This window comes from Snodgrassella sp. B3088 (assembly GCF_026535815.1).
Lineage (GTDB): Bacteria > Pseudomonadota > Gammaproteobacteria > Burkholderiales > Neisseriaceae > Snodgrassella > Snodgrassella alvi_E.
In genome coordinates, this window is record NZ_JAFNPG010000002.1 from 468792 (window position 1) to 481454 (window position 12663).

General features: G+C 42.3%; 11 protein-coding genes. 6 read left to right on the forward strand and 5 right to left on the reverse strand.

Annotated features, from left to right (window positions below; translation table 11 throughout):
• Positions 1-29 precede the first annotated feature (29 nt).
• On the forward strand, positions 30-917 hold the full coding sequence (locus J3U75_RS02655) for a metal ABC transporter substrate-binding protein (RefSeq protein ID WP_416384669.1): 888 nt from the start codon (positions 30-32) through the stop codon (positions 915-917).
• A gap of 55 nt (positions 918-972) precedes the next feature.
• On the opposite strand, the gene J3U75_RS02660 is transcribed toward J3U75_RS02655, so the two are convergent.
• A complete protein-coding gene (locus tag J3U75_RS02660) occupies positions 973-1854 on the reverse strand; it encodes a ferritin-like domain-containing protein (protein ID WP_416384668.1) in 882 nt (293 codons plus the stop codon).
• A gap of 124 nt (positions 1855-1978) precedes the next feature.
• Between J3U75_RS02660 and J3U75_RS02665 the strand changes: the two genes are divergently transcribed.
• Complete coding sequence (locus J3U75_RS02665; protein WP_267390370.1) at positions 1979-2392, forward strand: DUF1090 domain-containing protein; 414 nt, start codon at positions 1979-1981, stop codon at positions 2390-2392.
• Positions 2393-2580: 188 nt separating this feature from the next.
• Positions 2581-3195: an outer membrane lipoprotein chaperone LolA gene (gene lolA / locus J3U75_RS02670; protein ID WP_267390371.1), complete on the forward strand. Its 615-nt coding sequence runs from the start codon at positions 2581-2583 to the stop codon at positions 3193-3195.
• A 52-nt stretch (positions 3196-3247) separates the two neighbouring features.
• Here the strand turns inward: lolA and J3U75_RS02675 are convergent, their stop codons facing one another.
• A complete protein-coding gene (locus J3U75_RS02675; protein WP_267390372.1) occupies positions 3248-3676 on the reverse strand; it encodes a hypothetical protein in 429 nt (142 codons plus the stop codon).
• Between the two features lie 78 nt (positions 3677-3754).
• The gene (locus tag J3U75_RS02680) at positions 3755-6007 is read right to left on the reverse strand and encodes a DNA internalization-related competence protein ComEC/Rec2 (RefSeq protein ID WP_267390373.1); all 2253 of its coding nucleotides are present in this window, start codon (positions 6005-6007) and stop codon (positions 3755-3757) included.
• Between the two features lie 511 nt (positions 6008-6518).
• Between J3U75_RS02680 and J3U75_RS02685 the strand changes: the two genes are divergently transcribed.
• Both J3U75_RS02685 and aspS read left to right on the forward strand, forming a co-directional pair.
• A complete protein-coding gene (locus J3U75_RS02685) occupies positions 6519-7235 on the forward strand; it encodes a DUF502 domain-containing protein (protein ID WP_267390374.1) in 717 nt (238 codons plus the stop codon).
• 70 nt (positions 7236-7305) lie between these two features.
• A complete protein-coding gene (gene aspS / locus J3U75_RS02690; protein WP_267390486.1) occupies positions 7306-9114 on the forward strand; it encodes an aspartate--tRNA ligase in 1809 nt (602 codons plus the stop codon).
• 95 nt (positions 9115-9209) lie between these two features.
• Here aspS and trmA read toward each other — a convergent pair whose 3' ends face one another.
• Positions 9210-10301, reverse strand: a complete 1092-nt coding sequence (gene trmA / locus J3U75_RS02695; RefSeq protein ID WP_267390375.1) for a tRNA (uridine(54)-C5)-methyltransferase TrmA — start codon at positions 10299-10301, stop codon at positions 9210-9212.
• Between the two features lie 50 nt (positions 10302-10351).
• Complete coding sequence (locus J3U75_RS02700) at positions 10352-11068, reverse strand: SDR family NAD(P)-dependent oxidoreductase (RefSeq protein ID WP_267390376.1); 717 nt, start codon at positions 11066-11068, stop codon at positions 10352-10354.
• 470 nt (positions 11069-11538) lie between these two features.
• Here J3U75_RS02700 and bioB point away from each other — a divergent pair, with 470 nt between their 5' ends.
• Complete coding sequence (gene bioB, locus J3U75_RS02705; RefSeq protein ID WP_267390377.1) at positions 11539-12588, forward strand: biotin synthase BioB; 1050 nt, start codon at positions 11539-11541, stop codon at positions 12586-12588.
• Positions 12589-12663 lie beyond the last annotated feature (75 nt).

Genomic DNA, 12663 nt, shown 5'->3' on the forward strand with positions numbered 1-12663 from the left:
ATCATAAACCACTGAAGGATATATAAAAAATGAAACGAGGCTTTTTTATTTGCCTGCTTAGTATGTTTCTGTGTAGTTTAGCCAGCCTGCTTCAGGCGGCACCGCTGCCGGTTATCACCAGTTTCAGTATTCTGGGCGATGTTACACGGCAAATTGGCGGTGAACGTGTACAGGTCAGAAGCTTGATTGGTTATGATCAGGATGCGCATATGTATCAGCTGGTCAGTAAGGATTTACGCGACATGCGCTCAGCCAGACTGATTCTACTTAATGGCTTAGGCCTAGAACCATTGTCTTTGCAACGAGCTGCTCAACAAAGCCGTGTACCTTTGGCTACTGTTACTCAGGGTATTCAGCCTTTGATGATGGCAGACGACGGCCACGACCATCATCAGCACACAGACCCACATATATGGAATGACCCGGTTCTGATGCAGACCTATGCGCGTAATGTTGCCGGAGCATTGATTAAAGTTGATCCGCAAGGCAAAGCCTATTACCAGCAGCGGCTGGCGGCTTACCAGCGCCAGCTGGCGGAGCTCAATAACTGGGCTACTAAAATATTTAATACTGTACCGGCAGACAAACGTAAGGTTTTGACTGGTCATGATGCTTTTGCCTACATGTCCAAGCGTTACAGTATTCAGTTTATTGCTCCGCAAGGTGTAAGCACTGAAGCCGAGCCATCAGCGCGACAGGTGGCAGCAATTATTAGCCAGATACGCCGTGAGCATATCAAAGCTATTTTTATAGAAAACATTAAAAATCCGAAAATGGTGCAGCGAATTGCCAGCGAAACTCAGACAAAAATCAGTGGTCGTTTGTACTCAGATGCCTTGAGCAACGGAGCGCCAGCGGCAACCTATATCGATATGTTCCGTTTTAATGTTAATGCACTCGCTGCGGCTATGAAATAGATTGAGAATACAGTTTCAGAATTCTTTTGCCGTTATTACCTAACAGAATACATATTTAGTTTTGCAATGCCAGCCGCCAGTTGTGTACATCAGACTGGCGGCTTTGTTCGAAATTTTCCAGCATTTCCAGTTCAAAACGGGAAAAACCTGCTTGTTCTCGTGCTTCGATATTTACATAACCTCGGAAAATAAATAAATCATAACGGCTGAGTAAACGCCGAAATAAAGCCTGTGGTTCTAGCCCTCGTTGTGCGCATAAATACTGATACCAATAATTTCCCACTTGAACATGGCCTACTTCTTCGCGGTAGATAATATCTAATACTGCACAGGTATGCTCATCTCCTTTTTGTGCAATTTTAGAGCGCATTCCTGGGGTAACATCCAGCCCACGTGCTTCCAAAACGCGTGGTACCAAAGCCATCCGCAGCAGTGGGTCGAATGCGGTTTTATAGGCCATGTCCCATAAATGATTGTGCGCAGCAAAGTCACCATAATCATAGCCGAAAGCTTGCAGACGTTGCCGCATAAGCTGAAAATGATGTGCTTCTTCAGCTGCAATACGTACCCAGTCGCGGGTAAATTCTTCTGGCATGAGACGAAAGCGGTAGGCTGCGTCTAGCGCCAGATTGATTGCATTAAATTCAATATGACAAACGGCGTGTAATAAAGCCGCATATCCTTCCTCGATTGAAAATTTACGGCTTTTCACTTTAGAAGGTGGTACCAGCTTAGGTCTTGCGGGATGGCCGGCAAAACGAAAATCACGTATAACAGCCGTTACCTCCCTCTTCAGAGCATTGGCTGGTGTTTGAATACATAATTTATGAGCAGTATGGCTCAAAGAACATTTTTCATCAGGCAAAGTACTTAACAAAGCTGATTCCAATAAGGCAGCAATGGACATTTTCACAGAAAGGGGTAAAAAACTGAGCATTCAGTATACATGCGCTGCAGTAACAAAATAAACTTTGATTTAAACTGAATTTACATTTTAGATAGTGTTTATCGCTGCTTAGTTTTACAATACACAGAATTAATTTTCTCTAGAGGTTAAATTTATGAAAACAACACGTATACTTAAAGTGGCTCTGCTTAGTCTGTCATTGTCTGCCGCCCTACCAGCTTTGGCCGATCATCAATGGCAAACCTGTGCTGAAAAACAGCAACAGATTGATAATCAAATGCAATATGCCCGCGCTAATAATAATCAAAGACAGATTAACCGTCTTAATGCACAAAAAGCCGATATTGCGCAAAATTGTAACAACAATGATTTGCGTCAGAAATATCAGCAGAAAATCGCTAAGCTAAATAATAAAATTGATGAAACACAGCGTAAGCTAACAAAAGCTCAGGCAAAAGGCGACAACAATAAAGTAGCAGAGCTGCAAAACAAAATGAATGAAAATACAACCAAACTTCAACAGGCAAAACAGAATTATGCCCGTTTTGAGCAGGCTGCTAAACAGTAAAATAGGCTAATATCCACACCAATAAAAAAGCTGATTTATCCGCTTTTTTATTGGTATTTTTATGCCAAGTGCAGACGTGTCTAGGTCTTAGTCCAGAATGGCATGACCTATCAAACATTGATTTTCTGTTCCAACTTTATCTGTAAACAGCTAAAATATTCAATAATTGTTAAGCAAAGGAGTATTTAATGCGGATTTTGTCTCAGGCTGTACTCAGCGGCATTTTGGCTTTCAGTACTGCATGGGTTAATGCAGGCGGACTGGAAACTTTGCAAAAATTCAATGCTGATACAGATGGTATTTCCGGACAGTTTAGTCAGTCAGTGAAAAGTAAAAAGCGAACTCAGACAACTGCGGGTATTTTTGCTATTCAGCGGCCGGGGCTGTTTCGCTGGGAATACACCCAGCCCTATAAACAGATAATAGTAGGTGATGGAAACACTGTCTGGCTTTATGATCAGGATCTGGCTCAAGTCACAAAACGTGCTCAAAATCAGACAATTGGCGATTCTCCAGCAGCCATTCTATCTAATAAAACAGCCTTAAATGCCAACTATTCATTATCTGATGATGGTAGCAGCAACGGTATTGACTATGTCCGTGCCTTACCTAAACGTAGTAATACAGGCTATCAGAATATTCGTATCGGTTTTAAAGGTGAGAATCTGGCTAATATGCAGCTAAAGGATAGCTTTGGTAATCTGACTACGATTACATTCAGTAAAATCAATACGCATCCACAATTAAACCGGGCACAGTTCAAGTTTACACCTCCCAAAGGTGTAGACGTTCTAACTCAGTAAGTAAACTTATAACAAGGCAAACAGACAGGTTAAACCTGTCTGTTTTTTTGCATTAGCAGCGATGAACAAATGTCCGTCCATTGTGACTACTTCGACACCAACGCGGCCGGAACATCATCCAGTCCATATCATTGTCCCATCTACGTTGCATGGCCCAGCTACGCGCCTGCTCTAGCTTCACCTGATTGATATAATTATTCCATGCCAGCTTGTAGCAGCTTTGAAAAATAGGCAAGTTTACTTTCTGCATGTACTCTTGAGCTATTTTGGCATTAGCAGGGTCAGAAAAAAAAGCTGGATTCTGCATCTGAGCCTGCATCAGCTCAGCGGTGCGAGGGTCGCACTGAGCAGCTAGATCAAGTTGTAATTTTTGCTGTGCAGCTTTCTCTGCCGCAGCCCGTGCTGCTTTTTGCTCTGGGGTAGCACATGCAGCCAGTATGAAAGCTGTCAGGATATATATAGATAGTTTACGCCAGTGCATGTTGAATCCTTCAAATCAGCCGTTTATTTATTTTATCCATTATACGCCAGTATATTATGGCGTTCAGTTGCTGGTAAACTAAAGTAATGCTGGTTTACGCTGCCAATAAGGCCGGTAGTTTTGTAATAACTTCCAATGTAGTGGGTGTGAAGATAGAGTTGTCTGTAATCCTCCCTGCCGGTCGGTGCGTAATAGAGTAACACCTTCTTGTTCCAGTAACTGTTGAACCTCTGTGTGAGGATGGCTATAAGAATTGGCAAAGCCGGCACTGGCTACTGCATAGATAGGAGCCACAGTACGAAGAAAGTTTTTTTCACTGGAATGTTTACTACCATGATGGCCTAATACAAGAATCTGACTAAATAAATCATCACCATAAGCCTCTACTAAAGCTCGTTCTCCTTGTTTTCCCAGATCTCCAGTTATTAGCAGTGCCTTATCAGCGCTGATCACTCGCAAAACACAACTGTAATCATTTTTTTTATTATTCTGTGTTACTGGTAGATTCAAAAACTCAAACCATACTCCATCCCATTTCCAGTTTTCACCACCTAGGCAGGGTTGCACCGGAAAGTTATAGGCTTTGCTCTGTCCAGCAATAATTTTCAGTGGTTGCAGCTGTTGCCTAATTAACGAAGCACCACCATCATGATCATTATCATGGTGTGACAATATCAGCGTATCCAAACGATTGATACCAGCCGCACGCAGGTTGGGCATAAGCACAGACTGTGCCGCGTAAGCTGTACCAGTATCAAATAGCAATTCATGTCTGGCGGTAGTAATGCTGATGGCTAGTCCCTGCCCTACATCCCATATTTTGATATTAGTTTCGCCAAAAGCCGGTTTAGGAGGCCGGTAACACAGCAATAAAAGCAAAATAAGCAAACACAAAGGCCGCAAATACCAGCCTTTAGGCAAAAGTAACAACATAACTGCAACAGCAGCAATCAACCACAAGGCTAACGGTGCCTGTGCCGGATAGTATTCTGGAGCGTAATCAGCAATCCAATGCAGCATACGCATGGTTCGCTCAGCCAGATAAGCCGCCATCGTGCGTAAGATATCTAATGGCAATATCAACGAAAGCAAAGCCAGTGGTACCAGTACCAAGGTAAACCAGGGAATGGCAACAGCGTTAACCAGTGGCGAGATAATGGCTACCGAACCGAAACAATAAGCCACCAGCACCACGGAAGCCATACCGGCAGCCCATTGACCCTGTACCATCTGCCGCCATTTAGCATGCTGACTATTACCGTCACCTGCCCACATCAGCACTGCTACCAACAGAAAAGAAAGCCAGAAACCCACGCTTAATGACGCTAGCGGGTCAAACAGCAGCACTAATGCTATGGTCAGCCACCACACTTGAAAAGCGCGTAAATAACCGCGACGCCACGTAAGTGCCAGTATAATAATCATCAGCATACTCCGCTGTGTAGGTACAGCAAAGCCGGCCAGAGCGCTGTAAACAATGGCAGTTATAACTGCTGTAGAGCGCGTATATATCCACGGCTGATGGATTCGTACCGGCATATACTGCAAGCACTTGCTGCATAGCCATCCTGCCAGCATAGCCAACATCCCCACATGCAATCCGGAAATACTGACTAAATGATTTAGTCCCAACGGGCGGAATATCTGCCATGCGCTTGCTGGTAATGCAGATTGTTCCCCCACAGCAAGCGCTTTCAGGAGAGCTACACCTTGCGGATATTTTTGCTCCTGATTATGCCAACGTGCGCTGCACCACATGCGCCACTTAGCAAGTTTTATTTTCCAATCTGAAGCAGCTGTTAAAGCTTTACGTTGTCCCTTAACGACATTAGCCATAGCTCCGATACCATTACTGAGCGCCCACGCTTCACGATTGAACCCAATCATATTGTTTTCCCCGATAACAGCGCGAACTTTGGCCTTAATCTCCCATCGGCTCCCCACTGGCCATTCTTGCCTGCTGTAATCAGTAATCAACCATTGTTGCTGCCGGCCGTCGGGTAGGTTTACTTGAGCAACAAAGCGGCTGCGTTGTGTATCCTGCTGCGGTATATCTTTAACCTGAATAGTCACAATCTGTAGTTGAGCCTTATCGGTTATTGGCCACTGCTGTTGTAAGACTGTATCGGTGCGCCATAACCCAAAAATTACACCTGCACATAGTGCTGCAACACAACGACACCACAGCCAACCAGAACACACAAACAGTATCAACAATACGAAAAAAACACTAATCCATGGCCAGATATAAGCCTGAGGTAGTAAAAAAGAACCGCAAACACCTGTTACCCACCATGGCAGCCACGCACAGAAAAAACGGAAACTGGCCATACAGAAAGCTATAACTTCCTAAAACGTTATAAGAATATTGATCAAGGTACAGATTATACCAAATAGATTAACATAAAAATTTATTTGTAATTATTAATTATTCATTAGTTATAAATTGCAAATAAGAAATTAAATCGATTTTGCTGATATGGTAATGTGAATCTTCAAAAATTCGGTAAACCAATGCTTGCAGAATCTAAAATAAAAGGTTCTCTATTATTTTTATTTAATATCAAAAATTTAAAATCAAACAAATTAATTGTATACGAAAATATAAATACATACATTTGATCAATTCAGCATACCGATGCTGACGATACAAATCAAACACATATAACATTTAATAAAGATGTATCTCAGACATCATCAAACCAATTCTGAATCTTTGTTTGCCCCTTAAAATAAAATTTAATCAACATCAGTAATAGCCACTGTGAAAACAACCAAATATGGGTATAATATAAAGTTTGATATTTGTAATCAGAACAGATTAAAAGGACTTTCTCAAAATATGGCACCACAGCCTGCCGAGGGCGGAAAACTAAAAAAATCTCTGAAAAAGTACATGCTCACCGGCGTGCTGGTCTGGCTGCCCATTATTGTCACCATTTGGGTAATCAGCTATATCATCGGCATGGCTGATGAGCTGGTGAATATTTTACCGGCACGTTGGCAGCCACAGGCACTTTTCGGTTTTAAAATTCATGGTCTGGGTCTTGTAGCAGCTATAATCGTGGTTTTCTTCACTGGCCTATTGGCTGCAAATATGCTCGGACGTAAAATATTTGCCGCATGGGACGCCTTGTGGGGACGCATTCCGGTAGTGAAAAGTATCTATTCTGGCGTAAAAAAAGTTTCTGAATCTCTTTTGTCAGATTCGCGCCAGTCATTTAAAACACCGGTTCTCATTCCGTTTCCGCAACCCAATATCTGGACAATCGGATTTGTATCTGGACATATACCGGATAATATTGCGTCGGCATTGCCAAAGCAGTCTGATGCTACCCAGTCCAATGAATATATTTCGGTTTACGTGCCCACTACTCCCAATCCCACTGGTGGCTACTATATTATGGTCAACAGTAAAGATGTACGTGAAATTGATATGAGTGTGGACGATGCACTGAAATATGTTATTTCATTGGGAATGGTGCAGCCGGATGAACCACCGCACAACCAATCTTTACAGGCAATATTTTCTTTACATAAGCCTGCCAGACCAAATTAGCATACAACTGGCCGGAATGGATATTCCTGATAACACAATTAACCGTAATCACAGTAACAAAGGCATCAAAATGCGAACCAACTATTGTGGCTTAATCAACGAACAATACCTCGACCAAACCGTCACCGTGAAGGGTTGGGTTCATCGCCGCCGAGACCATGGCGGAGTGATATTCATAGATCTGCGTGACCGAGAAGGCATTGTACAGGTTGTAATTGATCCGGATACACCGGAAGCATTCAGCTTGGCTGATTCTGCACGTAATGAATACGTATTGAGCATTACCGGCCGCGTGCGCGCACGTCCGGAAGGTACTAAAAATGACAAAATGATTTCTGGTGGCATTGAATTGCTTGCCAAAGAAATTGAGATTCTCAATACTGCAGCTACGCCCCCCTTCCTGATTGACGATGAAGGCATCAGCGAGAATGTTCGTCTGACCAACCGCGTTATCGATTTACGCCGTCCAGTAATGCAAAATAATTTGCGTTTGCGCTATCGTGTTGCTATGGCCGTGCGCAGCTATTTAGATAGCCAAGGTTTTATCGATATTGAAACACCGATGCTTACCCGCTCCACTCCAGAAGGTGCGCGTGATTATCTGGTGCCCAGCCGTGTATTCCCAGGTGAATTCTTCGCTTTACCGCAATCACCGCAATTATTCAAACAATTACTGATGGTGGCCGGTTTTGACCGCTATTATCAGATTGTTAAATGTTTCCGTGATGAGGATTTACGTGCTGACCGTCAGCCGGAATTTACCCAGATCGACCTTGAAACATCGTTTCTGAACGAAAACGAAATCATGGACATCACTGAAAACATGGTAAAACTGGTATTTCAGAAAGCCTTGTCCGTTGAATTGCCTACATTTCCTCGCATGAGCTGGCATGATGCTATGTTCCTTTATGGTTCAGACAAACCGGATTTACGTGTTAGCCTGCAATTTACCGAACTCACCGACGTAATGAAAACGGAAGAATTCAAAGTATTCCGTGCGGCTGCCGACATGAAAAATGGCCGTGTTGTAGCTTTGCGTGTACCGAACGGTGCCTCTTTGAGCCGTAAGGAGATTGATACCTATACTGAATTTGTGGGTATTTATGGAGCCAAAGGTCTGGCTTATATCAAAGTTAATGATATTAGCAAAGTAAATAACAGCGAAGACAGTGGTTTACAGTCACCAATTGTGAAATTCCTGTCAGACACCGCGTTGCAATCAATTATTAACAAAACCGGTGCTCAAAATGGCGATATTATCTTCTTTGGTGCCGATAAAGCCAAAGTGGTAAACGAAGCTATTGGTGCTTTGCGAATCAAAATTGGCCACGAACATGGTGCTGCCAATGGTTACTTTACTGATGAATGGCGCCCGTTATGGGTAGTTGATTTCCCCATGTTTGAATATGATGAGGAAGAACAACGCTGGTCTGCTATGCACCATCCGTTCACCGCTCCTAAGGCTGGCCACGAAGACCTGCTCGCAAGCACTCCGGAAGAATGTATTGCCCGTGCTTACGATATGGTATTAAACGGCTGGGAAATCGGCGGTGGTTCTATCCGTATCCATCGCGCAGATATTCAGGAAAAAGTATTTGCTGCGCTAAAAATCACGCCTGAAGAGCAGCAGAATAAATTTGGCTTTTTACTGAATAATCTGAAATTTGGCGCTCCACCCCATGGCGGTCTGGCTTTCGGTTTAGATCGTTTGGTAACCTTAATGGCGGGTGCCGATTCCATTCGAGACGTGATTGCGTTCCCGAAAACCCAACGCTCACAAGACTTGCTGGTAGATGCACCAAACCATGTTGATGAAAAGCAACTGCGGGAACTAGGCTTGCGCCTGCGCCAGAAAGTACAAACTGAAGAACAGAATTAAAATGTTTTTCTGCAAAAAAACTGCCTGCAAATATCAGGCAGTTTTTTTATTGATATAAAATATAATAAATAGAAAAACATGCTATGAATTAGATATTAACATCTCTGTAACCAGACACCTGATTCAATATGCGGCGTGAACGGAAACTGGTCAAACATCGCAGCCTGCCTTACCTGATGTGTTGTTAACAAGGTTTGTAGATTATCATGCAGGGTAACTGGGTTGCAGGATACATAAATTATATTGTCGAATTTCTGTAATAGTTGCAGCGTGTCTGCATCAATACCGGCTCGTGGTGGATCCACAAATACCGTACTGAATTCATAATCAGCCAAATTAATCTGTTCGCTGACAAGACGCTTAAAATCTCTTACACCGGTATAGGCTTCAGTAAATTCTTCAGCCGAAAGCCGTGCAATAGCTATATTCTGAATTTGGTTGGTATCTATATTCCAGCGGGCAGCCTGTACTGAGGTTTTTGATACTTCGGTAGCCAGTACGCGGCGGAAATGACGTGCCAATGGCAAGGTAAAATTTCCATTACCGCAATAAAGCTCCAGTAAATCTCCCATATGAATAGCTTTCGCAACATTTGTCGCCCAGCTAAGCATCGACTCACACACTACTGCATTAGGCTGGGTAAAGCCACCTTCCAATTGTTTGTACTGAAACACTTCATTATCTACGCTTAATCGTTCGATAACGTAATCGCGCTCAAGTACCACTTTTTGTCCACGGCTGCGTCCTATGATCTGAATACCCAGCTCAGAGGCTAAGACTTTAGCTGCCTGCATCCAGTCGTTATTCAGTTTTTTGTGATATATCAGGCTAACTAGCGTATCTCCAGCCAGTGTAGTCAGAAATTCTACCTGAAATAATCGTGATTTAAGTAACTCACTAGTCTGTATGCAATCAAGCAATACTGGCATCAGTGAATCGATATTTTTGTGAGCGACAGCAAAGTGCTGCAATTTTTGCACATTACCATTACCAGCCTTTTCCCCTGGAGCAAACATGGCATAGCTGCATGTTTCGCCATCATGCCAGATGCGGAATTCAGCACGCATGCGATAATGTGATGCAGGTGAAGTAAAAACCTGCATCGCAGGAAAAGCACAGTCGGCAAATAATTTATTCAGATAAAATTGTTTCTCAGTAAGCTGTTGCTGGTAGGCGGCAGAGGTCATGGAGTTTTGTCAGGCAAAGCAAAAAGGGAGCCATTATAACAAACCCTTGTCTACTCCCGCACATCCCGCAGTGTTTGCTGACCATAATCGTCTGCAGCGATCATGGCCGCAATCTTCTGTGCGGTTTCGGCTGCACTCTGCAACTGGCTATTTGTTTTCATGTTAATAAAATTGTTTACCATGGGAAATTTGGCGGCATCTGCTGCACGGATGCATTGCTGCATATTGGTATCCACTACACCAGGTGCAATACTGGCAATACGCACGCGTGGATGCTGCTCCGCAGCAATGACAGCCGCATGCTGATCCAAAGCTGCCTTAGTGGCACCATATACACTCCAGCCGGCAATGGGATGGCGACCGGCACCGCTGCTGATATGGGCAATGCGTATAGAAGCTTTGGTGGCAGCTGCAATTACTGCATTAGTGAGCAGCATAGGCGCAGTGATGTTTACAGCTATGGCTTTGGAAATGGCATCACAGCCTTGCTGACCCGCCAGAGCATTTGGCTCCACTATTCCGGCATTATTTATCAGCGTGACCTCATTTTTATTTTCCAGTCCGTTTTGCCAACTGGCCGATTGCACCAGTGTGGATATAGCTTCAGTATTGGCAAAATCAATAGCATATTGTAATAGCCTTTCCGGCGGATTATCCCAGCCATGGCGCGATAATCCGATCACCTTAACCTCTTGATTCAGATAATATTCAGCCAATGCGCGCCCCAATCCTCGGCTATGTCCAGTGATTATGACACAATTTTGCATATTGATTTCCCTTTCCAGTATTTTGCTCATTCCATGCAGAAAAGAATATCTACTGAGCTAATCAAATTATATTTATTCTAAAACAGCCCCAGATAAATTTTCCAGCTAAAAGATAGCAAAAACAAACTAATTTTTAACACTTACTGATATTTAATTTGTAAACATTGTTGATTCAACAATTTAATTAAATTTTGAATTAATATCTACACATAATATCGCTGAAATAAATAAAATTTCTAACCCTTTGATTGGCTCGATTCTAATAAATTTTCTCATATAAAGCAGTAAATACATTATTGCTTTTACCTGATAAAAAAATTTAATTTATAAATGAAAAATAAACTAATTCAAAGAGATGTAATTCAAAATTTATTATTTTAATATAAAAATATATTCAAAACGGTTGACAACAAAGTTTTACATATTAAGATGCACTGTAATTATCAGATTGACACCAAAAGGAAATTTATATGTCATTAGGTGCTATTCGCCATAACTGGGCATTGCCGGAAGTTATGGAATTATTAAAATTGCCGTTTAATGATTTAATTTTTATGGCACAAACTGTGCACAGACAAAACTTTCCAGCCAATCAAATACAAATATCGACACTTTTATCTATCAAAACAGGTGCCTGTCCTGAAGATTGCAAGTATTGTCCCCAATCAGGCCATTATAATACCGGGCTGAATAAAGAAAAATTGCTTGAAGTACAGAAAGTAATTGATAAAGCGAAAGCTGCTAAAGAAGCAGGTTCCACTCGTTTCTGCATGGGTGCAGCATGGAAGCATCCTACTATTAAAGACATGCACTATGTTTTAGAAATGGTAAAAGGAGTAAAAGCATTGGGAATGGAAACCTGTATGACATTGGGTAGTTTGACGCAAGAACAGGCAACCGCCCTTGCCGATGCGGGATTGGACTACTATAACCATAACCTTGATACTTCACCTGAATTTTATGGTCATATAATTACTACTCGTACTTATAGCGAAAGATTACAAACACTAGCTTATATCAGAGCAGCCGGTGTGAAAATTTGCTGTGGCGGCATTCTTGGCATGGGTGAGTCAATTAAAGATCGAGCAAATCTGTTAATTCAATTAGCCAACTTATCAGAACATCCAGAGAGTGTACCCATTAATAATTTAGTTAAGGTTAAAGGTACCCCACTGGAAAATGAAAAAGATATTGATCCGTTCGATTTTATTAGAGTCCTAGCTGTAGCCCGTATTATGATGCCAAAATCCCATGTTCGCTTATCCGCAGGAAGGGAAAAGATGAATGAACAAACTCAAGCTCTTGCATTTTTAGCCGGCGCTAATTCATTATTTTATGGCGATAGGTTATTAACAACTGCAAATCCTCAGGTAGAAAAGGATCAGGCTCTTTTCCAGAAGCTCGGGATTATTCCAGAAAAACATGAGGATCACAGCGATGAAATTCATCTAGCAGCCATCGCTCAGGCCGTTAATGAACAAAGACAGATTAATAACTCAAACAAAACTTCAGTTTCCTAACTAGAAATCAAAACCTAAAAGTTTTTAACTGAAATTAAAAACATCTTTTTTCGATATCCTGCCGTTAAATATAAG

Excerpts from the sequence above, each read along its gene's own strand:
- J3U75_RS02655 (WP_416384669.1), top strand. The coding sequence starts at position 30 with ATGAAACGAGGCTTTTTTATTTGCCTGCTTAGTATGTTTCTGTGTAGT.
- J3U75_RS02660 (WP_416384668.1), bottom strand. The coding sequence starts at position 1,854 with ATGCTCAGTTTTTTACCCCTTTCTGTGAAAATGTCCATTGCTGCCTTA.
- J3U75_RS02665 (WP_267390370.1), top strand. The coding sequence starts at position 1,979 with ATGAAAACAACACGTATACTTAAAGTGGCTCTGCTTAGTCTGTCATTG.
- lolA (WP_267390371.1), top strand. The coding sequence starts at position 2,581 with ATGCGGATTTTGTCTCAGGCTGTACTCAGCGGCATTTTGGCTTTCAGT.
- J3U75_RS02675 (WP_267390372.1), bottom strand. The coding sequence starts at position 3,676 with ATGCACTGGCGTAAACTATCTATATATATCCTGACAGCTTTCATACTG.
- J3U75_RS02680 (WP_267390373.1), bottom strand. The coding sequence starts at position 6,007 with ATGGCCAGTTTCCGTTTTTTCTGTGCGTGGCTGCCATGGTGGGTAACA.
- J3U75_RS02685 (WP_267390374.1), top strand. The coding sequence starts at position 6,519 with ATGGCACCACAGCCTGCCGAGGGCGGAAAACTAAAAAAATCTCTGAAA.
- aspS (WP_267390486.1), top strand. The coding sequence starts at position 7,306 with ATGCGAACCAACTATTGTGGCTTAATCAACGAACAATACCTCGACCAA.
- trmA (WP_267390375.1), bottom strand. The coding sequence starts at position 10,301 with ATGACCTCTGCCGCCTACCAGCAACAGCTTACTGAGAAACAATTTTAT.
- J3U75_RS02700 (WP_267390376.1), bottom strand. The coding sequence starts at position 11,068 with ATGCAAAATTGTGTCATAATCACTGGACATAGCCGAGGATTGGGGCGC.
- bioB (WP_267390377.1), top strand. The coding sequence starts at position 11,539 with ATGTCATTAGGTGCTATTCGCCATAACTGGGCATTGCCGGAAGTTATG.